The 24,084-nt window shown below is 67.9% G+C and carries 21 protein-coding genes and 1 pseudogene; 10 read left to right on the top strand and 12 right to left on the bottom strand.

The annotated features are described in order from the left end of the window. Position 1: 1 nt before the first annotated feature. The 3 genes from ACEN9N_RS14750 to ACEN9N_RS14740 form a co-directional block, all read right to left on the bottom strand. Entirely contained in the window at positions 2-1,132 is a 1,131-nt protein-coding gene (locus tag ACEN9N_RS14750) for an ABC transporter permease (protein ID WP_413314568.1), read from the bottom strand. Continuing rightward, on the bottom strand, positions 1,129-2,895 hold the full coding sequence (locus tag ACEN9N_RS14745; protein WP_495653871.1) for an ATP-binding cassette domain-containing protein: 1,767 nt from the start codon (positions 2,893-2,895) through the stop codon (positions 1,129-1,131). Before ACEN9N_RS14745 ends, ACEN9N_RS14750 begins: the two co-directional genes overlap by 4 nt. Positions 2,896-3,048: 153 nt before the next feature. Further along, a complete protein-coding gene (locus tag ACEN9N_RS14740; RefSeq protein WP_495653870.1) occupies positions 3,049-4,059 on the bottom strand; it encodes an HlyD family secretion protein in 1,011 nt (336 codons plus the stop codon). Between the two features lie 103 nt (positions 4,060-4,162). On the opposite strand from ACEN9N_RS14740, the gene ACEN9N_RS14735 reads away from it, so the two are divergent. Beyond that, a complete protein-coding gene (locus tag ACEN9N_RS14735) occupies positions 4,163-4,834 on the top strand; it encodes a TetR/AcrR family transcriptional regulator (RefSeq protein WP_007830625.1) in 672 nt (223 codons plus the stop codon). On the opposite strand, the gene ACEN9N_RS14730 is transcribed toward ACEN9N_RS14735, so the two are convergent. Genes ACEN9N_RS14730 through ACEN9N_RS14720 form a run of 3 tightly spaced genes read right to left on the bottom strand, consistent with a single transcriptional unit; the run spans position 4,812 to position 8,046 of the window. After that, positions 4,812-6,191 (bottom strand): phospholipase D-like domain-containing protein, encoded by a 1,380-nt coding sequence (locus ACEN9N_RS14730; protein WP_413314563.1) that lies wholly within the window; start codon positions 6,189-6,191, stop codon positions 4,812-4,814. The two genes, ACEN9N_RS14735 and ACEN9N_RS14730, sit on opposite strands and share 23 nt — an antisense overlap. A 30-nt stretch (positions 6,192-6,221) precedes the next feature. Then, positions 6,222-6,896 carry a glutathione S-transferase family protein gene (locus tag ACEN9N_RS14725; protein ID WP_413314562.1) on the bottom strand — a complete coding sequence of 225 codons (675 nt, stop codon included), beginning with the start codon at positions 6,894-6,896 and terminating at the stop codon, positions 6,222-6,224. Positions 6,897-6,924: 28 nt separating this feature from the next. After that, the gene (locus ACEN9N_RS14720) at positions 6,925-8,046 is read right to left on the bottom strand and encodes a 5-methyltetrahydropteroyltriglutamate--homocysteine S-methyltransferase (protein ID WP_495653869.1); all 1,122 of its coding nucleotides are present in this window, start codon (positions 8,044-8,046) and stop codon (positions 6,925-6,927) included. Positions 8,047-8,323: 277 nt separating this feature from the next. Between ACEN9N_RS14720 and ACEN9N_RS14715 the strand changes: the two genes are divergently transcribed. From ACEN9N_RS14715 to ACEN9N_RS14695, 5 genes are all read left to right on the top strand, one after another. Beyond that, on the top strand, positions 8,324-9,496 hold the full coding sequence (locus ACEN9N_RS14715; protein WP_413314560.1) for an ABC transporter substrate-binding protein: 1,173 nt from the start codon (positions 8,324-8,326) through the stop codon (positions 9,494-9,496). Positions 9,497-9,634: 138 nt separating this feature from the next. Beyond that, positions 9,635-10,507, top strand: a complete 873-nt coding sequence (locus tag ACEN9N_RS14710) for a branched-chain amino acid ABC transporter permease (protein ID WP_413314558.1) — start codon at positions 9,635-9,637, stop codon at positions 10,505-10,507. Further along, on the top strand, positions 10,508-11,506 hold the full coding sequence (locus ACEN9N_RS14705) for a branched-chain amino acid ABC transporter permease (RefSeq protein WP_495653868.1): 999 nt from the start codon (positions 10,508-10,510) through the stop codon (positions 11,504-11,506). After that, positions 11,503-12,264, top strand: a complete 762-nt coding sequence (locus tag ACEN9N_RS14700; protein ID WP_007830634.1) for an ABC transporter ATP-binding protein — start codon at positions 11,503-11,505, stop codon at positions 12,262-12,264. The genes ACEN9N_RS14705 and ACEN9N_RS14700 overlap by 4 nt, the downstream gene beginning before the upstream one ends. After that, complete coding sequence (locus tag ACEN9N_RS14695; protein ID WP_007830636.1) at positions 12,257-12,961, top strand: ABC transporter ATP-binding protein; 705 nt, start codon at positions 12,257-12,259, stop codon at positions 12,959-12,961. Before ACEN9N_RS14700 ends, ACEN9N_RS14695 begins: the two co-directional genes overlap by 8 nt. Here ACEN9N_RS14695 and ACEN9N_RS14690 read toward each other — a convergent pair. The 3 genes and pseudogenes from ACEN9N_RS14690 to ACEN9N_RS14680 form a co-directional block, all read right to left on the bottom strand. After that, a complete protein-coding gene (locus tag ACEN9N_RS14690; protein ID WP_413314556.1) occupies positions 12,958-13,614 on the bottom strand; it encodes a DsbA family protein in 657 nt (218 codons plus the stop codon). The two genes, ACEN9N_RS14695 and ACEN9N_RS14690, sit on opposite strands and share 4 nt — an antisense overlap. After that, positions 13,608-14,501 (bottom strand): annotated as a pseudogene (locus tag ACEN9N_RS14685) (MBL fold metallo-hydrolase); the annotation flags it as partial. The pseudogene ACEN9N_RS14685 and the gene ACEN9N_RS14690, both read right to left, overlap by 7 nt. A 140-nt stretch (positions 14,502-14,641) precedes the next feature. Continuing rightward, positions 14,642-15,544: a LysR family transcriptional regulator gene (locus tag ACEN9N_RS14680; protein WP_495653867.1), complete on the bottom strand. Its 903-nt coding sequence runs from the start codon at positions 15,542-15,544 to the stop codon at positions 14,642-14,644. A 100-nt stretch (positions 15,545-15,644) separates the two neighbouring features. Between ACEN9N_RS14680 and ACEN9N_RS14675 the strand changes: the two genes are divergently transcribed. The 3 genes from ACEN9N_RS14675 to ACEN9N_RS14665 are packed head-to-tail and all read left to right on the top strand — an operon-like array spanning position 15,645 to position 18,849. Further along, positions 15,645-16,592, top strand: coding sequence for a hydroxymethylglutaryl-CoA lyase (locus tag ACEN9N_RS14675; RefSeq protein WP_413314554.1), 948 nt, complete (start codon positions 15,645-15,647; stop codon positions 16,590-16,592). After that, positions 16,589-17,797 (top strand): CaiB/BaiF CoA transferase family protein, encoded by a 1,209-nt coding sequence (locus ACEN9N_RS14670; RefSeq protein WP_495653866.1) that lies wholly within the window; start codon positions 16,589-16,591, stop codon positions 17,795-17,797. Before ACEN9N_RS14675 ends, ACEN9N_RS14670 begins: the two co-directional genes overlap by 4 nt. 41 nt (positions 17,798-17,838) lie before the next feature. Beyond that, positions 17,839-18,849, top strand: a complete 1,011-nt coding sequence (locus ACEN9N_RS14665) for a tripartite tricarboxylate transporter substrate binding protein (RefSeq protein WP_413314552.1) — start codon at positions 17,839-17,841, stop codon at positions 18,847-18,849. 129 nt (positions 18,850-18,978) lie between these two features. Here ACEN9N_RS14665 and ACEN9N_RS14660 read toward each other — a convergent pair whose 3' ends face one another. The 3 genes from ACEN9N_RS14660 to rpoD all read right to left on the bottom strand — a co-directional run bounded on the left by ACEN9N_RS14660 (position 18,979) and on the right by rpoD (position 23,644). Then, on the bottom strand, positions 18,979-20,106 hold the full coding sequence (locus tag ACEN9N_RS14660) for an HPP family protein (RefSeq protein ID WP_495653865.1): 1,128 nt from the start codon (positions 20,104-20,106) through the stop codon (positions 18,979-18,981). Between the two features lie 14 nt (positions 20,107-20,120). Continuing rightward, positions 20,121-21,356: a multidrug effflux MFS transporter gene (locus ACEN9N_RS14655; RefSeq protein ID WP_413314549.1), complete on the bottom strand. Its 1,236-nt coding sequence runs from the start codon at positions 21,354-21,356 to the stop codon at positions 20,121-20,123. Positions 21,357-21,457: 101 nt separating this feature from the next. Continuing rightward, on the bottom strand, positions 21,458-23,644 hold the full coding sequence (gene rpoD, locus ACEN9N_RS14650) for an RNA polymerase sigma factor RpoD (RefSeq protein WP_235507900.1): 2,187 nt from the start codon (positions 23,642-23,644) through the stop codon (positions 21,458-21,460). Between rpoD and ACEN9N_RS14645 the strand changes: the two genes are divergently transcribed. Then, positions 23,637-23,969, top strand: coding sequence for a hypothetical protein (locus tag ACEN9N_RS14645; RefSeq protein WP_235507901.1), 333 nt, complete (start codon positions 23,637-23,639; stop codon positions 23,967-23,969). The two genes, rpoD and ACEN9N_RS14645, sit on opposite strands and share 8 nt — an antisense overlap. Positions 23,970-24,084: the final 115 nt, after the last annotated feature.

The raw sequence follows: 24,084 nt of genomic DNA, 5'->3' as shown, positions 1-24,084 counted from the left end.
CTCAGTCGAGGCTCTTGCGAGTTACCGCGCGCGCCACCAGCAGCAGGCCCACCGCGTACGCCAGCAGGATCGCGCAGTTGCGCCAGATCAGCGGCCACACGTCACCGGCGAGGAACAGCGTCTTGATCAGATCCATGAAATAGGTGGCCGGCAGCAGGTGCCCCACCACCCGAACGGCAGTGGGCACGTTGCGCAGATCGAACAGGAAGCCCGACAGCATCATCGAAGGCATGAAGGTCGCGATCAGAGCCACCTGGCTCGCGAGGAACTGGTTGCGCGTGACCGACGAGATCACGAGACCCAGGCTCACGGCCACGATCAGGTACAGCATCGAGCTGAACACCACCACCAGCAGCGAGCCGTACATGGGCACGGCGAACAGGTAGCGCGCGGAGAGCAGGCACAGCGTAAGGCCCAGCATGCCGACCGCGAAGTACGGAATGATCTTGGCCAGCAGGATCTCGACCGGCCGCACCGGTGTGACGAACAGCGCCTCCAGCGTGCCGCGCTCCCATTCGCGCGCCATCACCAGCGCCGTGAGGAAGGCGCCGACCAGCGTCATGATGAGCACGATCAAGCCCGGCACCAGATACCAGGTGCTGGTGTTCGCGGCGTTGAACCACATGCGCTGCTCGACGGCGACGCTGCCTGCGGCCGCGGCGCCGGCAGCGTCGCCGCTGCGGTCCGCCTGCCGCACGCCCGCTTGCGCGAGGGCGCCGCTCACGTAGGCCTTGATGATGCTCGCGCGCCCCGCGTCCGAGCCGTGCACGATGAGCTGCACGCGTGCGTTGCCGGCGGCGAGCGCGCGGGAGAAATCGGCCGGCACGCGCACGATGCCGTCGACCTTGCGCTCGCGCATCAGTTCCTCGGCGTCGTGCATCGAGCCCAGCAGGACCGGCGCAATGGTGGGCGAGAGCTGCAGCCCGGCAACGGCCTCGTGCGCGGTCGGCGAGGCGTCTTCCATGACCACGGCCACGGGCGCGTTCTTCACGTCGAGCGACATGCCGTAGCCGAAGATCAGGATCAGCACCATCGGCAGCAGGATGCCGATGGCGAGGTTGCTGCGGTCGCGCAGCAGCTGGCGGAACTCCTTGCGCGTGAGGGAGACCAGGCGGGACCGGAAGCCGTTCATGCCGCCACCTCTTCCGTGCTCTTGTGCCGCGCCTTCTCGACGATGCCGATGAAGGCCTGTTCCATGTCGATGCGTCTCCCGTTGTCTTCCTCGCCCAGCGCCTGCGCGCGCACCTCCTGCGGCGTGCCGATGGCCAGCACCTTGCCTGCGTCCTGGATCACGATGCGGTCGCAGTACTCCGCCTCTTCCATGAAGTGCGTGGTGATGACGACTGTGGTGCCGCCTTCCGACAGCGCCGTGATGCGGCGCCAGAACTCGCGGCGCGCGAGCGGGTCGGCGCCGCTGGTGGGTTCGTCGAGGAACAGGATCTCGGGCTCGTGCAGCAGGCCGGTGGCCATCGCCAGGCGCTGCCTGTAGCCGCCGGCCAGTTGGCCGCTGGGCGTGTCGAGTGCCTGGGCAAGGTCGAACTGGTGCAGCACCGTGTCCATCCGCTCGCGCAGCTTCGCGCCGCGCAGGCCGTAGGCCCCCCCGAAGAACGAGAGGTTCTCGCGCACCGTGAGGTTGCCGTAGAGCGCGAACTTCTGCGAGACGTAGCCGATGCGCTGGCGCGCCTGTGCGCGTGCATGCCGCAGGTCGACGCCGGCCACGCGCAACTGGCCGCCGCTGGCGGGCAGCAGGCCGCAGAGCATGCGGAAGGTGGTGGTCTTGCCCGCGCCGTTGGGGCCGAGCAGGCCGAAGATTTCGCCGCGGCGAACCGAGAAGCTGGTGTTGGCCACGGCGACGAAATCACCGAAGCGGCGCACGAGGTCCTTGACCTCGATGACCACCTCGCCGGATTGGCCGTCGGGCGTCGCCATGGCGGCTGGCGGAATGGTGTCGCTGGCGGGCGATGGCTGCGTTCGCAGCAGCATCATGAAGCTGTCTTCGAGGCGCGGTGCGACGGGCTCGGTGTGCGCGCCGTCGAGCAGCGCGTCGAGCCGCGCGCCGTCTGCTTCCTCGCGGCGGATGAAGCGCACCTCGCCGCCCTGCGGCACTGCATCGACGATGTCCTGCCGCGCATCGAGCAGGCGAGCCTGAAGCAATCGCGGCGGCTCGCTGTCGGACGGCGTTGCGACAAAGCACAGGCCGCGCGCCCGGTCGCGCAGTTTGCCGGGCGCGCCCTGCGCCAGCAGCTTGCCGCCGCGCAGCACGAACACATGGCTGCAGCGCTCGGCCTCGTCGAGGTAGGCGGTGCTGACGATGACCGAGAGCTTTTCGTCGTCGACCAGTTGCTGCACGATCCCCCACAGCTCGCGGCGCGAGAGCGGGTCCACACCCACAGTCGGCTCGTCGAGCAGCAGCAGGTCGGGCGAGCGCACCAGCGTGCAGGCCAGGCCGAGCTTCTGCTTCATGCCGCCCGAGAGCTTGCCGGCGGGGCGGGTGGTGAAGCGGCCGAGGTCGGTCATTTCCATCAGCCGTGCGTAGCGCTCGCGCCGCTGCGTGCGCGGCACGCCGTGCAGGTCGGCGTAGAGGTCGAGGTTCTCCTGCACGCTGAGGTCGTCGTAGAGGCCGAAGCGCTGCGGCATGTAGCTGATGCGGTCCTGCACCGCCTGCGGGTCGGCCGACACGTCGATGCCGAGCACGCGAAGCTCGCCCTGGTCGGCGCGCATCAGGCCGGCCATGAGGCGCAGCAGCGTGGTCTTGCCTGCGCCGTCGGGACCGACCAGCGCGGTGAGCGTGCCGGCGGGTACTTCGAGCGACACGTCGTCGAGCGCGTGCACGGCCGCGGCCGGCGCCTTCGGCACGAAGCGCTTGTGCAGCGAGCGCCCGGCCACGGCTTGCATTCAACAGCCCTCCGTGTGGGAAGTCTTGCTCCTTCCCCCGCTGGGGGAAGGCTGGGATGGGGGCAGGCAGAGCGCTCGATGGCCGCACCGCCTGCCCTCACCCCGGTCCTCCCCCGAAAGGGGAGGGAGCCATGCATGAAGAGAGGCGGTCATTCAGGGCCTGCCCGTCGAAGCCAGCTGCAGTCGCACGGTCGCCGGCATGCCGAGCCGCAGCCGGTCCTCCTTGTCGTCGACCATCACGCGGATCTCGTAGACGAGGCTGCTGCGCAGCTCCTCCGTCTGCACCGTCTTGGGCGTGAACTCGGCCACCGACGAGATGTAGCCGACCTTGCCCGCAATGGCCTCGCCGGGTTGGCTGTCGGTGCTCACGCGGGCCTCCTGCCCGGCGCGCACGCGGCCGAGGTCGGGTTCGGCCACGTAGGCGCGCACCCACTTGGGATCGGTGATGGCGAGCGTGAAGGCCGGGCGCTGCGGCGAGGCCATCTCGCCCGGTTCGAACAGCCGGGCGCGCACGACGGCGTCGATGGGCGCCTTGAGCTCGGCCTCCGCGAGCTGGTGGTTCATGAGTGCGAGTTCGGCGCGGGCCGATTCGAGCTGGGCCTGCGCCTGCCCGATGTCTTCCTTGCGCGGCCCGGTGACAACCAGCTGCTGCGCCTTGTGCGCGTTGTCGAGCTGCGCCAGCGCCACCTTGCGCCTGGCCTGCGCGTTGTCGAGATCCTGCTGGCTCACCGCGCGGCCGGCCGTGGTGGCGCCGATGGCCTGCAGGCGCGCGAGCTGCTGCTGCGCCAGATCGGCATCGGCCTGCGCGGCGGCCACCTGGGCGCCGGCCTGCGCCACTTCCTCGGGGCGGCTGCCGGTCTTCAGGCGCAGCAGGACCTGCTCCTGCACGCCGATGCGCGCCTGCGACTGCGCCGCGCGCAGCACCAGCGAGCGGGTGTCGAGCCGGCCCAGTACCTGCCCGGCGCGCACGCGGTCGCCTTCGCGCACCGTCAGCTCGGCCACGCGCTCGTTGGCGTTGAAGGCCAGCGAGACCTGGCGCAGGTCGACGTTGCCGTACAGCACGAGCTGGTCGGAGGGCGCGGCCGAGCGGTGCGCGTACCACCAGCCGCCCGCTGCCGCGATGACTGCCACGGCGGCGATGGCGATAAGCGGTTTCCTGTTCATGGTGTGTGTCCTGACGAGGCTGCTTCTGTCCCCGGCCCTGTGTGATGTTATCAAATTGAAATTTGAATTTGAAGTATTTTTTCGTTTGGGTTAGCCTCGAGGCATGGCAACCCGCACTCCGCGCACCGACGGCAACACCACGCGCCTGCACATCCTCGAGACCGCGGGGCGGCTGTTCGCGGCGCAGGGTTTCGCGCAGAGCACCAGCAAGGAAATCTGCACCCGCGCGGGCACCAACATGGCCGCGATCAACTACCACTTCGGCGGCCGCGACGGGCTCTACGAGGCGGTGCTGATCGAGGCGCACCGGCAACTGGTGAGCCTCGACGAGCTGATGGCGCTGTCCATGGAGTCCACCGATGCGCGGCTCAAGCTGCGCGCCTTCCTCACGCACATGGTCGAGATGAGCGCGCAGCCGAAGGCGCCGTGGGGCTTCCGGGTGGTGCTGCGCGAGGCGCTGTCGCCGTCGCCGGCCATGCCGGCGATGATCCAGCGGGCGGTGCTGCCCAAGGCCAAGCTGCTGCGCGGCATCATCGGCGAGATCATGGGCTTGCCCGGCGACCATCCCTCGGTGCAGCGCAGCCTGCTGCTCACGGTGCTGCCGTGCCTGGTGATGACGGTGGCACCCAAGGACCTGAGCAGCAAGGTGCTGCCGGCCCTGAAAGACACGCAGGCGCTGGCGGACGACCTGATGCGCTACGTGCTCGCCGGGCTCGACGCCGTGGCAAAGGACGCCAAGGCCGCCGAGCCGACTACAGCTGGAAAGCGACGGTAAGCAGCAGCCCCTCGGCCACGTCGCGCAGCAGCCCCGGTCGCCGCGCGCGGTAGGGTTCGCCGGCCGACGCGGTGGTCTCGATCCACTCGGCCAGCCAGTCAATGTGGTCCTGGCCGTAGAACACCACGGCGGCCTCGTGGTTCAGCAGCAGGCTGCGCAGGTCGAGGTTGATGGAGCCGCAGATGGCGAGTTCGTCGTCCACCACCACGGCCTTGGCGTGCGCCATGAACGGGAGCATGCGAAAGCTCACGCCCGCGCGTGCCAGGTCGCGCATGGCGCGTGCGCGCACGAAGTCGGCCAGGCGGTGGTTCGACTTCGCCGGCATCGCGATGGTCACCTGCACGCCGCGCCGCGCGGCCAGCCGCAGTGCGTCGCGCAGGCCGTCGCCGGGCACGAAGTAGGGCGTGATCGCGAGGATGCGGTGCTCGGCGCGGAAGCACGCGTCGATCAGCAAGGCATGCGCCGTGTCCTCGGTCTGGTCGGGGCCGCTCGGCAGGAACTGGGCCATGGCCGTGCCCGGGCCCTCGGCAACGTCGTCGCACGTGATGGCGCGGGCCTTGCGGGTGCGCACCGAGGTCCAGTCGTGGTCGAACTGGCGCGCCGCCGCCGCGGCCACGCTGCCGCGCAGATCGAACGACAGGTCGTACCAGGCCTCGGGATGCTTGTCGCTGCCGGTGAAATACTCGCCCGCGAGGTTGCGCCCGCCCGACCAGAGCCAGCTGTCGTCGGCAATGGTGAACTTGCGGTGGTTGCGCAGGTTGCGCGGCCCGATGCGGCGCAGGCTGAAGAAGGGGCGGAACACCGCCACCTCGCCGCCCGCCGCGCGCAGCCGGTCGAAGTGATGGCGCGGCAGCGACAGCGCGCCGAAGCCGTCGAGCAGCACCCGCACCTTGAGCCCCTCGCGCGCCCGCCTGGCGAGCCGCTCGATCACCGCATGGCCGAGCGGGTCGTCGCCGATGATGAAGGTGCACACGTCGATGCGCTCGCGCGCGCCGTCGATCACCTGCCACAGCGCCTCGCGCGCGGCCTCGCCGTCGGCATGCATGCGGATCGCGCAGCGCCCCGGCGGAGCGAGGCCGAAGCTCTCGATCAGGTCGGCCGCCCAGTGGCCCGGCGGCACCGAGCGCGGCGGCCGCGGCGAGCCCGCCGGGCGCAGCTTGCGCTGGCCGAACAGCAGGTACATGGGCAGGATGAAATAGGGCATCAGCACCAGCCCCATGACCCAGGCGATGGCCGTGGTGGGTGCGCGCTGCTCGCGGCGCGCGCGCGTGGTCAGGACGTAGACCAGCAATGCGAAAGTGACGACGAGGAAATGCTGCGAAGGGGAGGGCAGCCAGTCGAACCCTGTGATCGGCATGGAGCGATGATGCCTCAGCGCCGCCGGCCTTCAGCGTTGAAGGAAGGCCGGCACGCCGCGCCCCTGCGAGGCCAGGAACCGCATCATCGGGTCGACCACCGCGCGCACCGCGGGGCGGTCGCCCACGCGTGTGCGCCAGGCCAGCAGGCGCGGCGTGGTGTCGGTCATGCCGGCGCCCTTGCGGTCGGCGAACACGCAGGCCATGTAGAAGGCGATGTCGGCGAAGGAGTAGGGGCCGGCGAGGTACTCGCGCGTGGCCAGCAGGCCTTCCATTTCTTCATAGAAGCGCGCGCAGCCGGCGCAGGCCGCGATCGCCGCGGCGCTGTGCATGTCGTGCTGCAGGCCGAAGAGCTTGATGACGTTGGGAAAGAAGACCTCGTCGGACTTCTGCTCCAGCTGCCGTGCGCGGGCCCGTTCGGCGATGCCCTCGGGCCACAGCGCAGGGGCGGGGTAGCGGTCTTCGAGGTATTCGAAGATCTGCGTCGAGTCGAACAGCTCGACCCCGCCGTCGATCTCGTCGGTCAGCACGGGCACCTGCTGCTTGACCGGGTTGACCCGCAGCACCACCGGGTGCTTGGGCTCGTAGGCGTCGCCCTCGATGAACGGCACCATGACCAGTTCGAAGGCAAGGCCTTTTTCGCGCGCCGCGATCTCGACCTTGGCGCCGAACATGCTGAGGGGGCCGGAGTAGATGTGAATCGTCATGGGCCCCGACTTCAACAGAAATGGCGCTTCAGGTCGAGCCCCAGACTTCCTGTGCAGTCTCGACCACGAGGCGCAGCTTGGCGCGCTGCGCTTCCACGGCGATGTTGTTGCCGTGCACCGTGCTGGAGAAGCCGCATTGCGGCGATAGCGCGAGCTGTTCGAGCGGGGCGTACTTGGTGGCATCTTCGATCCGACGCTTGAGTTCGTCCTTGTCCTCCATCTCGCCGAACTTGGTGGTCACGAGGCCGAGCACCACGGTCTTGCCCTTGGGCAGGTAGCGCAGCGGCTTGAAGTCGCCCGAGCGGGCGTCGTCGTATTCCATGAAGTAGGCGTCGAGATCCATCTCTTTCAGCAGCGCCTCGGCCACCGGTTCGTAGTTGCCGGCCGCTGCGTGCGTGCTCTTGAAGTTGCCGCGGCACAGGTGCATGGCCAGCAGCATGCCCGGCGGCTTCTGCGCGACCACCTTGTTGATGAAGGCGGCGTAGCGGTGCGGCAGCTCGTTGGGGTCGTCGCCGCGCTTGCGGGCGGCTTCGCGCATGTGCTCGTCGCACAGGTAGGCCAGGTTGGTGTCGTCCATCTGCACGTAGGTGCAGCCGGCTGCAGCCAGCGAGCGCAGCTCGTCGCCATAGGCCTTGGCCACGTCGTCGTAGAACACCGGGTCGAGCTCGGGATAGTGTTCCTTGCTGATGCCGGCGCGGCCGCCGCGGAAGTGCAGCATGGTCGGCGAGGGGATGGTCACCTTCGGCGTGCGGCCCGCCGTAACCTGGCTCTTGAGGTACTGGAAGTCGGCGAGCTGGATGTCCTTCACGTGGCGCACCTTGTCGATCACGCGCATCGCCGGCGGCGCCAGTTCCTCGGTGCCGTCGGGCTTGCGGATGGTGACCGGAATGTCGGTCTTCACGCCGCCGAGCTGGTCGAGGAAATCGATGTGGAAGTAGGTGCGGCGGAACTCGCCGTCGGTGATGCTCTTCAGGCCGATGTCTTCCTGGAAGCGGACGATCTCGGTGATGGCCTTGTCTTCGACCAGGCGAAGCTGCTCGGGCGTGATCTCGCCCTTGGCCTTCTGCTCGCGCGCTTCGAGCAGGTACTTGGGGCGCAGGAAACTGCCCACGTGGTCGTAGCGGGCGGGCAAGGCGGCGTGCTGGGACATGGATGACTCCGTCGTGATGGGGGAACGAGCGGAACATCGTATCGCCTTCGAAACATCGGCGGCTTGGATCAAACGACCCGGCCCGGCTGCGCCTACTGCGCCGACAGCCGGCACGCACGCAGGCGGAAGCTGCCATGCGCGATGATCGCGCGGTTCATCTGGTTATCGCGCAACAAAGAATCCCGTCGGAGGCCGCTAGGTGATTGCCAGCTCCGCCGGGTGTTGCAAAGTGTTGAAAATAGCCCGGGTTCGCGTTCCGCCCCTCAAAGGAAAAACCATGCAAAGACGCCATCTCATCCAGACCGCCGCCCTGTCGGCGCTAGCGCTTTCAATGTCGCTGGCCAGCGCCCAGGACAACAAGTTCAAGATCGGCCTGATCCTGCCGATGACGGGCCAGTCGGCCTCCACCGGCCGCCAGATCGAAGCTGCCGCGCGCCTCTACATGGCCCAGAACGGCGACACCGTGGCCGGCAAGAAGGTCGAGCTGATCGTCAAGGACGACACCGGCCTGCCCGACGTCACCAAGCGCCTGGCTCAGGAACTGGTGGTGAACGACAAGGTCAACGTGCTGGCCGGCTTCGGCCTCACGCCGCTGGCGCTGGCCGTGGCGCCGATCGCCACGCAGTCGAAGACGCCTGAAGTGGTGATGGCCGCTGCCACGTCGAGCATCACCGAAGCCTCGCCCTACGTCATCCGTTCGAGCTTCACGCTGCCGCAGGTGTCGGTGGCCATGGGCGACTGGGCGCCGAAGAACGGCGTGAAGACAGTCGTCACGCTGGTGGCGGACTACGGTCCCGGCAACGACGCCGAGAAGTTCTTCAGCGAGCGCTTCCAGCTCAACGGCGGCAAGGTGCTCGAGAAGCTGCGCGTGCCGCTGCGCAACCCCGACTTCGCTCCGTTCCTGCAGAAGGTGCGCGACGCCAAGCCTGACGCGCTGTTCGTCTTCGTGCCCTCGGGCGCGGGCGCGGCCGTGATGAAGCAGTTCCTCGAGCGCGGCATGGACAAGGCCGGCATCAAGATGATCGCCACCGGCGACGTGACGGACGACGACCAGCTCAACGACATGGGCGACGGCGCGCTGGGCGTGGTCACCTCGCACCACTACTCGGCCGCGCACCCCTCGGCGATGAACAAGAAGTTCGTCGAGGCCTTCCAGAAGGCCAACCCCAAGATGCGCCCCAACTTCATGGCCGTGGGCGGCTATGACGGCATGCGCGTGATCTACGAAGCGCTCAAGACCACCAAGGGCCAGGGCGGCGGCGAAGCGCTGCTGGCGGCCATGAAGGGCCAGGTCTTCGAGAGCCCGCGCGGCCCGGTTCTGATCGATGCGCAGACGCGCGACATCGTGCAGGACGTGTACCTGCGCAAGGTCGAGAAGAAGGACGGACAGCTCTACAACGTCGAGTTCGACGTGATCAAGGGCGTGAAGGACCCGGGTAAAGCTAAATAATGCTCGCCCCCAGGCTGCGCGCACTTCGTGTCGCTTCGCCTTCCCCCTACCGGGGGCAACACCAGAGGCCCGGCAAAGCCGGTTCCTCGGTGTTTCCCGAAGAGACCGCAGCGCGCGGCAAGCTGGTGAATCGCTGATATGTTGACCATTCTTTTCGACGGCATCGCCTACGGCATGCTGCTCTTCGTGCTCGCCGTCGGCTTGGCCGTGACGCTCGGGCTGATGAACTTCATCAACCTCGCGCACGGCGCCTTCGCCATGGCGGGCGGGTACCTCACGGTGTTCGCGATGCAGAAGCTGGGCCTGCCATTCCTGGCCTGCCTGCCGTTCGCGTTCATCGTCGTCGCGTTGGCCGGGGCGTTGCTCGAACGCACGCTCTATCGGCCGATGTACGGCAAGCCGCACCTCGACCAGGTGCTTTTTTCCATCGGCCTCGCCTTCATGGCCGTGGCGGCCGTCGACTACTTCGTGGGATCGTCGCAGCAGAACGTGCAGCTGCCCGAGTGGCTGCGCGGCCGTACCGAAATCGGCGACGGCGCGCTGCTGCTGGGCATGGGGCACTACCGGCTCTTCATCATCGGCGTGTGCGCCGTGCTCACGGTGGTGCTTCAGCTCATCCTGTCGAAGACGCGCTTCGGCAGCCGGCTGCGCGCGGCGGTCGACGACCCGCGCGTGGCGGCGGGGCTGGGCATCAACGTGAACATCGTGTTCCTGCTGACCTTCGCCGTGGGCTCCGGGCTCGCGGGGTTGGGCGGTGCGCTGGGCGCGGAAATTCTCGGGCTCGACCCGACCTTCCCGCTCAAGTACATGATCTATTTCCTGATCGTGGTGTCGGTCGGCGGCACCTCGTCGATCACCGGGCCGCTCGCGGCGGCGCTGCTGCTGGGCATTGCCGACGTGGCGGGCAAGTACTTCATTCCGAAGATGGGTGCGTTCACCGTCTACCTGCTGATGATCCTCATATTGATGTGGCGGCCCCAGGGCCTGTTCACCCGCAAAGGGGGGCGCTGAATGAGCACGCCTTCTTCTGCGACCGATTTCCAGTCGGCCCTGCTGCGCAAGGCGCGCTGGCACCCGCTCGAGTTCGTCGTCTGGGCCGCGGCCTTCGCGCTGCCGCTCGTGATGCCTTCGCACTCGCTGCTGATCAACGAGATCGCCATCGTCGCGCTGTTTGCGATGTCGCTCGACCTGATCCTCGGCTACACCGGCATCGTGTCGCTGGGCCATGCCGCCTTCTTCGGCTTCGGCGCGTATGCGGCGGCGCTGTTCGCCAAGCTCGCGATGCCCGACCCGACCGTGGGGCTCGTGGTCGCCACCGTGCTCTCCGCGCTGCTGGGCCTCGTCGCCAGCGTGACGATCTTGCGCGGCAGCGACCTCACGCGCCTGATGGTCACGCTCGGCACCGCGCTGCTGCTGCTCGAACTCGCCAACAAGCTCGACTGGCTGACCGGCGGTGCCGACGGCCTGCAGGGCGTGGTGATGGGACCGGTGCTCGGCCTGTTCGATTTCGACCTGTACGGCCGCACGGCCGCCTGGTATTCGCTGGCCGTGATGCTGCTGCTGTTCCTGCTGATGCGCCGGCTGGTGCATTCGCCGTTCGGCGCGACGCTCAAGGCCATCCGCGACAACCGGCTGCGTGCCATGGCCATCGGCATCCCGGTGGTGTCGCGCCTTGCGGTCATCTACACCGTGGCAGCCGGCATCGCCGGCGCCGCGGGCGCGCTGCTGGCGCAGACCACCGGCTTCGCCTCGCTCGACGTGCTGGCCTTCGACCGCTCGGCCGACGTGCTGCTGATGCTCGTCATCGGCGGCGTGGGCTGGCTCTATGGCGGCGTGGCGGGCGCCATCGTGTTCAAGCTGCTGCAGACCTGGCTGTCGGCCGTGACGCCGCAGTACTGGATGTTCTGGATCGGCCTGATCCTGGTGCTGCTGGTGCTGGTCGGGCGCGACCGGCTGCTGAAGCCCTGGACGTGGTTCGGCGCCGGCAAGAAGAAGGGGGGAGCGGCATGAGCGACACCGTTCTTTCCACCCACGGCCTCGTGATGCGCTTCGGCGGCATCACGGCCACCAACAACGTGTCGATGGAGCTCAAGCGCGGCGCGCGCCATGCGCTGATCGGCCCCAACGGCGCGGGCAAGACCACGCTGATCAACCAGCTCACGGGCGTGCTCACGCCGACCGAAGGCCGCATCACGCTGCTGGGCGAAGACATCACGACGCTCGCGCCGCACAAGCGCGTGGCGCGCGGGTTGGTGCGCACGTTCCAGATCAACCAGTTGTTCGATTCGATGACGCCGCTCGAAACGCTGGCGCTCGTGGTGTCGCAGCACCAGGGCATCGGCGCGCAATGGTGGCGTCCGCTGGGCGCCAGCAAGGCGATCGCCGAGCGCGCGACGCAACTGCTCGAGCAATTCCACCTGAGCGACGTGGCACAACAGCAGGTGAAGCACCTGGCTTATGGCAAGCGCCGCCTGCTGGAGATCGCCATCGCGCTGGCCTGCGAGCCGCGCGTGCTGCTGCTCGACGAGCCGGTGGCGGGCGTGCCCGCCGGCGAGCGCGAGGAGCTGCTGCAAACCGTGGCCGCGCTGCCGGCCGACGTGTCGGTGCTGCTCATCGAGCACGACATGGACCTGGTGTTCAGCTTTGCCGACCGCATGACGGTGCTGGTCAACGGCACGCTGCTGACCGAGGGCGACCCTGAAACCATCGCCAACGATCCCAAGGTGAAAGAGGTCTATCTGGGCCACGGAGAAACCGCCCATGTCTGAGCTGCTGCGCATCGAGAACCTGAGTGCCGGCTACGGCGAGGCCGTGGTGCTGCACGACGTGGCGTTCGCGCTCGGCGAGGGCCAGACGCTGGCGCTGCTGGGCCGCAATGGCACGGGCAAGACCACGCTGATCAATACGCTCGCGGGCGCCACGCGCCAGCATGGCGGCAGCATCGCGCTGAGCGGACAGGCGCTGCACAAGCTGGCGCCGCACCAGCGCGCGGCAGCCGGCATCGGCTGGGTGCCGCAGGAGCGCAACATCTTCAAGTCGCTCACCGTGCACGAGAACCTCACGGCCGTGGAACGGCCGGGCAAGTGGAATCCGCAACGGGTCTACGAGATGTTCCCGCGTCTCGCAGAGCGCAAGACCAACCTCGGCACGCAGCTGTCGGGCGGCGAGCAGCAGATGCTGGCCGTGGGCCGCGCGCTGGTGCTGAACCCCAAGCTGCTGCTGCTCGACGAGCCACTCGAAGGGCTCGCGCCGATCATTGTGGAAGAGCTGCTGCGCGCCATCCGCCGCATCACGCAGGACGAGGGGCTGGCCGCGATCATCGTGGAGCAGCATCCGCAGGCGATCCTCGCGATCTCCGACGAAGCAGTGGTGTTGGACCACGGCACCATCGTGCACAAGGACAGCGCCGCGGCGCTGCGCACCCAGCCGCAGGTGCTGGACCGGCTGCTGGGCGTGGCGCGCTAGACGAGTTCCGCGAGGCGCGCCTTCCAGTCTTCGGTACGGCCCAGCCACGGGCCGATCTCGATGCGGCTGGCGCTGCCATCGGCCCGCGTCAGCACGAAGGTCGGGAATCCCTGGCCGCCCGCACGTTGCAGCAGCTGGCGGCTTTCGGCGATGTGCTGCGCGGTCGCTTCTCCCGCCAGGCGCTCGACGGCTGCAGCAAAGGCTTCGGTATCGAAACCGAGTTCCGCGGCCACCGCCTTCAGCACTTGCGCGTCGGCGATGCGTCGGCCTTCGACATAGTGCGCACGCTGCAGGCGATGCACCATGTCCAGCCCACCGCCTGAGCGCAGCGATTCGGCCGCGAGGATGGCGGTGATCGGCGGCTCGGAATCCATCACCGCGCCGGTGTCGCGCAGCAGTCCTTCGAAGTAGCCTTCGCCGAAGGGCTGGCCCGTCATCTCGGCGATGCGCCGGTCGTGCGGTATCACGTACTCGCGCCACTGCGGCGTGATTGCGCGGCGGTTGGCGCCGGTCATCATGCCGCCGCCATGGAACGCGACCTGCAGGCCCGGCACGTTGCGCGCCGCGTCGACCAGCGGCGCCGCGGCGTAGCACCAGCCGCACAGCGGGTCGAAGATGTAGTGCAGGGTGATGGTGTCGTTCACTGCGGCCATTTCATTTCTCCCTTGATGACCTTGGCGCCGAGTTCCAGCGACGAAGTGCCTTCCAGCTTCGGGTAGCGCTTCTTCATCGCGGCGATCAGCGCGACCGAGTCCTTGGCCTTGGCGGCTTCGACTTCGAAGGCCTTCAGGTAGTCGCGCGTGAACTTCACAGAGGCCAGCGTGTACGGCGCCGAGCCGTTGGTATTCGGCAGGTAGTGGCCGGGCACCACGGTCTTCGGGTGCAGTGCCTCGATGCGGCCGAGCGTCTTGATCCATTCCTGGCGCGATTCGGGCGTCTGCGTGTCGGCCACCCACACGTGGATGTTGGCCGAGACGGGGATGCCGCCGACCACGGCCTTCAGCGAAGGAATCCAGCCGAAGGTGCGTTCGGGCGTGGGGCCGTCGAGGCCGACGACCTGGATCTTGCGGCCTTCGAGCGTGAGGCTGTCACCGGCCAGCGGCTCGGGCACGAGCAGCGCCTTGGGCGCGTTGTCCTTGAGGATCGGGCCCCAGTGCGCGAGCTTGCCGTCCTTCGAGGCCTGGATCGCGGCCACGGTCTGCGGCGTGGCGACGATCTTTGCGTCGGGGAAGGCGGCCTGGATCACGTCGAGGCCGAAGTAGTAGTCGGGATCGCTGTGGCTGATGTAGACCGTGGTGAGCTTCTTGCCCGTGGCCTTGATCTTCTGCACCAGCGCCTCGGCGTCGTTGCGCTGGAACTGGGCGTCGATCAGCACGGCGTCGGTCTGGCCCGTGACGATTTCCGAAGAGACCGGGAACATCGATTTCGTGCCGGGGTTGTAGACGTCGAGCTTGAGCGGCTGGGCCGCCTGCGCGGCAAGCGGGGCGAGGCTCAGCGTGGTGGCGAGGGTAGCGGCGGAGAGGAGGGCTCTGCGGAACATGGCGGCGATCTTTCTGAATGTGTGATGCGAAGAGGTGACAGCGCTGAATGCCCCGAATGTTAGGTTGCGCGAATCGAAACAAAAACCTGATGATTCACAACGAATAGTTTCGGATTTCGGCCGAATGAGCTTCCGGGTCGTCAGTCCGTGGCGCATCTCTCGAGGTGCGCGACCAGCAGTTGCGCCGACGGCGACAGCGCCGCCTCGCCGCGAAAGCAGATCGCGAAACGCCGCCGCGCCCACGCGTCGGTGAGCGGCATCAGCCGCAGGCCGAAGGCATCGGTGAAGGGTCGCGCCACCTCCGCCGGCACCACGCTGATCGCCAGCCCGGCCCGCACCACCCGCAGTGCCGCGTCGAAGTTGGAGACCAGCACGCGGTACACCAGCGGCTTGCCCGCCACCGCCGCCTCGCGCGCCAGCATCAACTGCACGGCGCTCAGTGCCGGCATGCCGACGAACTCGTGGTCGAGCACCTGCTCGAAGCGCACGTGCTCGTGCCTTGCGACGGGATGCGACGGGTGCGCGACGATGGCGAGGTGGTCGGAGCGGTAGTTGCGCCGTTCCAGGCCGTCGAGGTCGGCGGCATCCCAGCACAGGCCGATGGAAGCGCTGCCCTCGCGGATGCCGCGCACGATCTCGGGGCTTATGCGCTCTTCCATGTCGACGCGGATGTTGCGGTGGGCCGGATCCTTCAAAAAGCCCGCCACGTCTTCCGCCAGCGACTCGGCCATGACCGAGGCCGAGGCCAGGATGCGCACGTGCCCGCGAGCGCCGCCCGCATAGGCGGCCATGTCGCGCTCGATGCGGTTCACGCTGCCGAGCATCGCGCGGGCGTGCTCCAGCAGGGTTTCGCCGGCCGGCGTGGGCACCACGCCGCGGCGCTTGCGCAGCAGCAGCGGCGTGCCCACCGCTTCTTCGAGCTGGGCCAGCCGCTTGCTGATGGCCGAGCCGACGATGCTGGCCTGCTCGCCGGCGCGCGCGATGCTGCGCGTTTCGCAGACGGCGACGAACAGGCGCAGGGTGGTGAGGTCGAGGTCTCTCATGGTGTTCCGCTTCGGAAGCAAATGGCTTCCAAAATATACCTTCTGGGTCGAATCGGAACTTCTAATATTCACGCCGTACCCTCACGACGGAGACAAAGTCTTGATTCACCCCTTCCTGCCGCCATGCGCGGTCGTTCGCGAAGTGGGCCTGCGCGACGGCCTGCAGAGCATTGCCCGTGTGCTGCCCACCGCACGCAAGCTCGAATGGATCCGCGACGCGCATGCGGCCGGCCAGCGCGAGATCGAAGTCGGCTCCTTCGTGCCGGCGCACCTGCTGCCGCAGCTGGCGGACACGGCCGAGCTGCTGGCCTATGCGAAGACCTTGCCCGGGCTCTTCGCCTCGGTGCTGGTGCCCAACCTGAAGGGCGCGGAGCGCGCCATCGCGGGCGGGGCCGACCTGATGATCGTGCCGCTCTCGGCCAGCCACGCACACAGCCTCGCCAACCTGCGCAAGACGCCCGACGAGGTGGTGGCCGAGGTGGGCCGCATCCGCGCCGCGCGCGATGCGGCGGGCTCGAAGACGCTCATCGACGGCGGCGTGGGCACGGCCTTCGGCTGCACGCTCCAGGGCCACGTCGACGCCGACGAAGTGCTGCGGCTGATGCAGGCGCTGCTCGACGCGGGCGCCGACCGCGTGAGCCTTGCCGACACCGTCGGCTATGCCGATCCGGCGATGGTCCGTAGCCTGTTCGAGCGCGCGCTGCGCATTGCGGGCGACCGGCTGTGGTGCGGCCACTTCCATGACACGCGCGGCCTCGGGCTGGCCAATGTCTACGCGGCGCTGGAAGTCGGCGTGACGCGCTTCGACGCCTGCCTCGCCGGCATCGGCGGCTGCCCGCATGCGCCCGGGGCCAGCGGCAACGTCGACACCGAAGACCTCGTCTTCATGCTCGAGAGCATGGGCGTCGCGACGGGCGTCGATCTGCCGAAGCTGCTCGAGCTGCGCAAGCGCGTGGCGGGCTGGCTCGAAGGCGAAACGCTGCAGGGCACGGTATGGCGCGCGGGCTTTCCAAAGACCTTCGCGGCCACGGCGGGGGTCGCGGCATGAGCACCGCAGGCACCGAAGAAAAGCGCCTGCCGCTGGCTGGCATCCGCGTGGTCGAGTTCACGCACATGGTCATGGGGCCGACCTGCGGAATGGTGCTCGCGGACCTGGGCGCCGAGGTCATCAAGGTCGAGCCGATCGAGGGCGACCGCACGCGGCACCTGCTGGGTGCGGGGGCTGGCTTCTTTCCCATGTTCAACCGCAACAAGAAGAGCATTGCGCTCGACCTCAAGAAGCCCGAGGGGCTCGAGGCCGCGCTGCGCCTGTGCGCCACGGCCGACGTGGTGGCGCAGAACTTCAAGCCAGGCACCATGGACAAGTACGGCCTGGGCTATGCCGCCCTCGGCAAGCTCAACCCGCGCCTCGTGTACGTGAACCACACCGGCTTCCTGCCCGGCCCGTACGAGCACCGCACTGCGCTCGACGAGGTGGTGCAGATGATGGGCGGCCTCGCCTACATGACCGGCCGCCCCGGCGACCCGCTGCGCGCGGGCACGAGCGTGAACGACATCATGGGCGGCATGTTCGGCGCCATCGGCGCGATCGCCGCGCTGATGCAGCGCGCCGAGACCGGCAAGGGGCAGGAGGTGCAGTCTGCGCTGTTCGAGAACAACGTGTTCCTGGTCGGCCAGCACATGCTGCAGTACGCGATCACCGGGCAGGCCGCCGCGCCGATGCCCGAGCGCATCTCGGCGTGGGCGCTGTACGACGTGTTCACTGTGAAGGACGGCGAGCAGATCTTTCTGGCCGCGGTGAGCGACGCGCAGTGGAAGACCTTCTGTGACGCGCTCGGCTTCGACGACCTGAAGGCCGACCCGGCCCTGCGCACCAACAACGACCGGGTGCGTTTGCGGCCCACGCTGCTGGCCGATCTGCGCCAGCGCCTGGCTGATCGTTCGGCAGCGGATCTGTCGGCGATCTTCGAGGCCAGGGGCCTGCCGTTCGCGCCGATCACGCGGCCGGAAGACCTGTACGAAGACCCGCACCTGAAGGCCACCGGCGGGCTCGTGGACATCCGCCTGCCCGACGGCGAGCGTGCCGGCGAAACGGCGCAGACGACACTGTTCCCGATCACGCTCGGCGGCGAGCGCCTCGGCGTGCGCCTGAATCCACCCACGCTCGGCGAGCACACGCGCGAACTGCTGGCCGAACTGGGCTATGCAAGCGAGCAGGTGGACGCCCTGCTCGCCGATTCGGCAGTGGCCTGATCCTGCGATCCTTTTTCGAAGACATAAAGAGAGACAAGACCATGACGAAGACACTTCCCTCGACGAACCTGGATCGCCTGAACCGCCGCGCGGTGCTCGGCCTCGGCGCGTGCGCCGCCGCGGTGGCCGCGATGGGTGCGCGCCCGGCGCTCGCGCAGGGCTCCGACAAGCCCGTCCGCTTCATCCTGCCGATCAGCGCCGGCTCGGGCGTCGACACCATCGTGCGCGCGGCGGCGCCCGCGCTCGGCAAGGCCTTCGGCCAGCCGGTGGTGATCGAGAACCTGCCGGGTGCGGGCGGCATCACCGGCGCGGCGGCCATCGTCAAGGCCGCGCCCGACGGACTCACGCTGGGCATGGTGTCGAACAACCACGTCATCAATCCGGCGGTGTTCAAGAAGATGCCCTTCGACGCGATCAACGACGTCACGCCGATCAGCGTGGTGGGCGCGACGCCGCTGGTGCTGCTGGTGAACCCGAAGGTGCCCGCGAAGAACGTGAAGGAGCTGGTGGCGCTGCTGCGCGCCAAACCCGAGGGCTACAACTACGCCTCGTCGGGCAACGGCACCATCATCCATCTTGCCGGCGAGATGTTCATGGACGAGGCCGGCGTGAAGGCGCGGCACATCCCCTACAAGGGCACCGGGCCGATGGTGACCGACATGATCGGCGGGCAGGTCGAGATGGGCGTGGTCGCGCTGCCGGCCGTGCAGCAGCACATCCGGAGCGGTGCGCTGCGCGCCATCGGCCTGTGCGGCGCGACGCGCTCGCCGGCAGCGCCGGAGATTCCGACCATCGCGGAGCAGGGGCTGCCGAACTACGTGGTCGAAGGCTGGTTCGCGGTGATCGGCCCGCCGAAGATGCAGGCGGCCGACGTGCAGCGCGTGCACGATGCGGTGGCCGCCGCTTTCGCGAGCCCCGAAGTGCGCGAGGCGATGGACAAGCAGGGCAACGTCGTCAGGCCCACGACGCCCGAGCAGGCCGCGAGCTACTTCCGCAGCGAGGCCGCGCGCTATGCGGCGCTGGTGAAGAAAGCGAACGTGGTGCTGGAGTAAGGGCCTTGCTCCTTCCCCTTCCGGGGAAGGCTGGGATGGGGGCTGGCGGCCGTCGACGAGGCGCTGCGTCGTGGTCGATGCCGTCGTGCCCCCAACCCCGACCCTCCCCCGGCAGGGGAGGAGGAAAAATCAAGCCGGCCCGACGGCGCGGTACAACGCCCGCACGAAGTCCGACTGCGTGATCATCCCCGTCAACCGCTTCTCGCCGTCGATGATCGGGATATGGTGATGCCCGCCCTCGGAGAACAGCGGCACCAGGTCGACCACGGGCCGGTCGGCGCTGGCCACGCGCACCTGGCGCGTCATGATCTGGCCAACCACCTCGGGCTTGTTCGACATCACCGTGCGCGTGGCGCGGATCAGGTCGCGCAGCTTGCCGGCGATGCCGTCATGGTGCTGCAGGTCGAGCTGGCGGAAGAAGTCGGCCTGCGTGACGATGCCGACCACGCGGCGCGTGCGGTCGGTGACGGGCAGGGCCTTGATGTGTCGTTCGTGCATCAGCGCCCAGGCTTCCTGCAGCGGCGTGCCGAACTCCACCGAGATGGGCACGCTGGACATGATGTCGGCGCAGGTCAGCGTACCGAGGCGCCGCTTGTACGACTCGAGCTCGGTTTCGCGGATCAGCGATTCGAGGTCGTCGCGGCTGATGTCGAGCACCTGGTTGTAGCGGGCCAGCACCGCGTCGATGTCGGCCTGGCTGAAGCGCGCATCGGCCGCGGGCGGACGCACCACCTGCACGTGCGGGTAGCGCCGCCCGGTGAGCGTGTTGTAGGCCACGCCGGCCAGCACCAGCAGCAGCGAGTTGGTGAAGAAGGGGAAGAGGGCGGACGAGAAATGCGTGGTGTGCGTCAGCACCGCCAGCAGCGCCGCGGCGCCGCCGGGCGGATGCAGGCAGCGCGCGCTGAACATCAGGCCGATGGCGCCCGCCACGGCCACGGCGGCGGCCAGCGCGGAGTCGGGAATCCAGTTGACGGCCGCGATGCCGACCACCGCCGACAGCGTGTTGCCGCCGATGACCGACCACGGCTGCGCCAACGGGCTCGCCGGCACCGCGAACACCAGCACGGCGCTGGCGCCCAGCGGTGCGATCAGCCAGACGGTCGCGGCCAGCGGGCCGGCCAGCCAGCGGCACAGCAGCGCCGTGGCCAGCAGCCCGAGGCCGGCGCCCGCAATCGCGCGCAGCCGCTCGCGCGCATCGACGGTGGTGCGGCCCGGCAGCCAGGCGCGCGCATGATTCAGGAGTGCCTCGAACCGCATCGCAGCCTCCGTCCTCAGCCTTCGTGAGCCACCAGGCGCCCGATCTCGGGCCAGCGGCCATGCAGCCACACCCATGCGATCAGGCCGATGCCGAGCATGCCCATGGAGGTCAGCGCCAGCGCGAGCGTCGAGTGCATCACCAGCGGCGCCACCGCGCCGGCCACCACGCCGTTGGCGGTGGAGCCGATCACCGCCTGCAGCGACGAGGCCATGCCGCGGCGCTCCGGGTGCAGGTCGAGCACCAGCAACGTGACCACCGGCACCATCAGCGCCCAGCCGAAGGCGAACACCGCGAGCGGCCACAGCGCCCAGGCCACGTGCGCCTCGAAGAAGGTGTTGGCCACCACGTTGACCACCGAGGTCGCCAGCATGATGACGAAGCCGTCGCGGATCTGCCGCTTGGGCGCCACCTTGCCGGCCATGCGGCCGCTGGCGCGCGCGCCGAGCATGATGCCGCCGATCGTCAGCAGGAAGAACCAGAAGAACTGCTGCGGCTGCAGCGCGAGGTGGTCGCCCAGGAACGCGGGCGCGGCCAGCACGTAGAGGAACATGCCGTTGAAGGGCACGCCGCTGGCAAAGGCCAGCAGCAGGAAGCGCGGATCGGAGCACAGGTCCCAGTAGCCGCGCAGCAGGTGCCGCACCTGGAAGGGCTGGCGGTGGTCCTTGTGCAGCGTCTCGGGCAGCAGCTTGTAGTTGGCGGCGAACAGCACCACGCCCACCGCCACCAGGAACCAGAACACCGCATGCCAGCCCGCGTGCACGAACAGGAAGCCGCCGATGATCGGTGCGATGGCCGGGGCCACGCCGAAGTAGATCGTCACCTGGCTCATCACCCGCTGCGCCTCGGCCGGCGGGAACATGTCGCGGATCACCGCGCGCGAGACCACGATGCCGGCTCCGGTCGAGAGGCCCTGCAGCCCTCGGAACAGCACGAGCTGCGTGATGTTCTGCGACAGCGCGCAGCCCAGCGAGGCGAGCGTGAACACGGCCAGTCCCCACAGCACCACAGGCCGGCGGCCGAAGCTGTCCGACAGCGCACCGTGGAACAGGTTCATGAACGCGAAGCCGAACAGGTAGGCCGAGAGCGTCTGCTGCATCTCGGCCGGCGTGGCACCGATGGAGCGCGCAATGCCCGAGAAGGCCGGGATGTAGGTGTCGATGGAGAAGGGCCCGAGCATGCCGAGCACTGCGAGCAGCACGGCAAGCGCCCAGCGCGGGGCCTGCCAGAGTTTGTCTGCATCGGGATTCATGGAAGTTGCTCCATTCTTCTTGTCGTGTGCGGCTCCCAAAAGAGAGCGCCCGCCGCCCGGTGAGGGGCGAGGCGGGCGCTTGTGGCTTCAGGGAACCCGGATTACAGAGTATCGATGAAGCTGCGCAGCTTGTCGGAGCGGCTCGGGTGCTTCAGCTTGCGCAGCGCCTTGGCCTCGATCTGGCGGATGCGCTCACGCGTCACGTCGAACTGCTTGCCGACTTCTTCCAGCGTGTGGTCCGTGCTCATCTCGATGCCGAAGCGCATGCGCAGCACCTTGGCTTCGCGCGGCGTGAGCGAGTCCAGGATGTCCTTCACCACGTCGCGCAGGCCGGCTTGCATGGCGGCCTCGATGGGCGCCGTGTTGCTGCTGTCCTCGATGAAGTCGCCCAGATGCGAATCGTCGTCGTCGCCGATGGGGGTTTCCATCGAGATCGGCTCCTTCGCGATCTTCATGATCTTGCGGATCTTGTCTTCCGGGATCTCCATCTTCGCGGCCAGGATGCCGGCGTCGGGCTCGAAGCCGAACTCCTGCAAGTGCTGGCGCGAGATGCGGTTCATCTTGTTGATCGTCTCGATCATGTGCACCGGGATGCGGATGGTGCGCGCCTGGTCGGCGATCGAGCGCGTGATGGCCTGGCGGATCCACCACGTCGCATAGGTCGAGAACTTGTAGCCGCGGCGGTATTCGAACTTGTCGACCGCCTTCATGAGGCCGATGTTGCCTTCCTGGATCAGGTCCAGGAACTGCAGGCCGCGGTTGGTGTACTTCTTGGCGATGGAAATCACGAGGCGCAGGTTGGCCTCGATCATTTCCTTCTTGGCATCGCGCGAAGACGATTCGCCTTCGTTCATGCGCTTGTTGATGTCCTTGAGCTGGGTCAGCGGCACCACCACGCGCGACTGGATGTCGGTCAGGCGTTGCTGCAGTTCCTGCACCGGCGGAATGTTGCGCGCGAGCACGGCGCTCCAGGGCTTGCCGGCGGCGGCCTGCTTCTCGACCCACTTGAGGTTCAGGAGGTTCGACGCGATGCGGTTGCCGTTCTTGTCGTAGCCGCTGAAGTCGCGGATGAACTCGTCCTGCGGGAAGCCGCACTTGTCCACGATGATGCGGCGAAGCTCGCGCTCCTTCTTGCGCACGTCGTCGACCTGCGTGCGCACCAGGTCGCACAGCTTCTCGATGGTCTTGGCCGTGAAGCGGATGGTCATCAGCTCTGCGGACAGGGCCTCCTGGGCCTTGACGTACGCGGGGGTGCCGTAGCCTTCCTTGTCGTAGATCTTGTGGACCTTCTCGAACATTCCGGCGATGCGGTCGAAGCGCTCGAGCGCTTCGCGCTTGAGTTCCTCGAGCTTCTTGGTCAGGGCCTTGGAGCCGCCCTTGCCGTCATCGTCGTCTTCCTCGTCGAATTCGTCGAAGTCTTCTTCGGCCACGTAGTCGTCGGCCTCGTTGGGATTCGAGAAGCCGTCGACGATGGTCGAGATGACGACCTTGCCTTCGCGGATCTCGGCGGCCAGGCGCAGGATTTCGGCGATGGTGGCGGGGGAGGCCGAGATGGCCTCCATCATGGCCATCAGGCCGCCTTCGATGCGCTTGGCGATTTCGATTTCGCCTTCGCGCGTCAGCAGCTCGACCGTGCCCATTTCGCGCATGTACATGCGAACCGGGTCGGTGGTGCGGCCGAATTCGCTGTCCACCGTGGACAGGGCAGCTTCGGCTTCTTCCTCGGCTTCTTCCACCGTGGTGGCGGTGGGCGCGGTGTTGTTCAGCAGCAGGGTTTCGGCGTCGGGCGTCTGCTCGTACACCGCCACGCCCATGTCGTTGAGCATGGTGACCACGACTTCCATGGTCTCGGCGTCGACCAGCTTGTCGGGCAGGTGGTCGGAGATTTCGCCGTGCGTGAGGTAGCCGCGCGTCTTGCCCAGCGTGATCAGGGTCTTCAGACGCGAACGGCGCTTGGCCAGGTCTTCTTCGGAGAGCACGGTCTCGTCGAGGCCGAACTCCTTCATCAAGGCGCGTTCCTTCGCCTTGCTGATCTTCATGCGCAGCGGCTTGACCTTTTCTTCGGTGGTCGTGGCAGCCGCGGGCTCGTCGCCGGCCAGATCTTCCTCGATGTCCGACAGGTCGATGTCGTTCTCGGGCGCATCCTTGTCAGCCTTGGGCTTGCGGCCGCGCTTGGCGCCGGTGGCAGGCGTGGCGGCACCGGCGGCCTTGGGCGGGCGGCCGACTTTCTTGGCTGCCGGGGCGGCTGCTTTTTTGGGATCGTCGAGAGAGGTCGATTTCGTGGGCACGGTTTTCACTTTCGTTGCGGCTGCCGATCTGGATGCGGCGGCGGCCGTCTTGGTTGCCGGCTTCGCGCCGGCTTTCAACGGTTTCTCTGCTGCGGGCTTGGTGGCGACGCTTTTGGCAAGTGAAGGAGCAGGCTTCTTTGAACTGGGCATACGACCTCGTTACGGCAAGAAAGAACAAGCGAAATCACAGGCGCACCGTCACACGGACAGCGCCACCACAGCCCGTGCACAGGCACGGACTAAAAACAATTGGGAAAGAGGAATGAATTCCTCAGCAGGCAAGATGTCGGGCGAACATTTGGTATGCAGTCCTTGCGGTTATTGACCCTTTCCGCCGGAATTTACCGTTGGAGTGCGTTGCGCTAGGGGTCGGCCCGGAGGTGCTGCTGTCGCTCTTGCCTAATTTCGCCAGTTGCGAAGCCCTACATTATAGCGTGTTG

This window comes from Variovorax sp. Varisp46 (assembly GCF_059491885.1).
Note: the sequence above shows the minus strand (reverse complement) of the source record. Positions and strands in the feature narration are given on the sequence as shown.

What these genes read in the sequence shown, in the direction of transcription:
- ACEN9N_RS14745 (WP_495653871.1), bottom strand. Translation starts at nt 2,895, where the DNA reads ATGCAAGCCGTGGCCGGGCGCTCGCTGCACAAGCGCTTCGTGCCGAAG.
- ACEN9N_RS14680 (WP_495653867.1), bottom strand. Translation starts at nt 15,544, where the DNA reads ATGAGAGACCTCGACCTCACCACCCTGCGCCTGTTCGTCGCCGTCTGC.
- ACEN9N_RS14670 (WP_495653866.1), top strand. Translation starts at nt 16,589, where the DNA reads ATGAGCACCGCAGGCACCGAAGAAAAGCGCCTGCCGCTGGCTGGCATC.
- ACEN9N_RS14700 (WP_007830634.1), top strand. Translation starts at nt 11,503, where the DNA reads ATGAGCGACACCGTTCTTTCCACCCACGGCCTCGTGATGCGCTTCGGC.
- ACEN9N_RS14740 (WP_495653870.1), bottom strand. Translation starts at nt 4,059, where the DNA reads ATGAACAGGAAACCGCTTATCGCCATCGCCGCCGTGGCAGTCATCGCG.
- ACEN9N_RS14665 (WP_413314552.1), top strand. Translation starts at nt 17,839, where the DNA reads ATGACGAAGACACTTCCCTCGACGAACCTGGATCGCCTGAACCGCCGC.
- ACEN9N_RS14710 (WP_413314558.1), top strand. Translation starts at nt 9,635, where the DNA reads ATGTTGACCATTCTTTTCGACGGCATCGCCTACGGCATGCTGCTCTTC.
- ACEN9N_RS14720 (WP_495653869.1), bottom strand. Translation starts at nt 8,046, where the DNA reads ATGTCCCAGCACGCCGCCTTGCCCGCCCGCTACGACCACGTGGGCAGT.
- ACEN9N_RS14655 (WP_413314549.1), bottom strand. Translation starts at nt 21,356, where the DNA reads ATGAATCCCGATGCAGACAAACTCTGGCAGGCCCCGCGCTGGGCGCTT.
- ACEN9N_RS14705 (WP_495653868.1), top strand. Translation starts at nt 10,508, where the DNA reads ATGAGCACGCCTTCTTCTGCGACCGATTTCCAGTCGGCCCTGCTGCGC.
- ACEN9N_RS14730 (WP_413314563.1), bottom strand. Translation starts at nt 6,191, where the DNA reads ATGCCGATCACAGGGTTCGACTGGCTGCCCTCCCCTTCGCAGCATTTC.
- ACEN9N_RS14735 (WP_007830625.1), top strand. Translation starts at nt 4,163, where the DNA reads ATGGCAACCCGCACTCCGCGCACCGACGGCAACACCACGCGCCTGCAC.
- ACEN9N_RS14715 (WP_413314560.1), top strand. Translation starts at nt 8,324, where the DNA reads ATGCAAAGACGCCATCTCATCCAGACCGCCGCCCTGTCGGCGCTAGCG.
- ACEN9N_RS14695 (WP_007830636.1), top strand. Translation starts at nt 12,257, where the DNA reads ATGTCTGAGCTGCTGCGCATCGAGAACCTGAGTGCCGGCTACGGCGAG.
- ACEN9N_RS14750 (WP_413314568.1), bottom strand. Translation starts at nt 1,132, where the DNA reads ATGAACGGCTTCCGGTCCCGCCTGGTCTCCCTCACGCGCAAGGAGTTC.
- ACEN9N_RS14660 (WP_495653865.1), bottom strand. Translation starts at nt 20,106, where the DNA reads ATGCGGTTCGAGGCACTCCTGAATCATGCGCGCGCCTGGCTGCCGGGC.
- ACEN9N_RS14725 (WP_413314562.1), bottom strand. Translation starts at nt 6,896, where the DNA reads ATGACGATTCACATCTACTCCGGCCCCCTCAGCATGTTCGGCGCCAAG.
- ACEN9N_RS14690 (WP_413314556.1), bottom strand. Translation starts at nt 13,614, where the DNA reads ATGGCCGCAGTGAACGACACCATCACCCTGCACTACATCTTCGACCCG.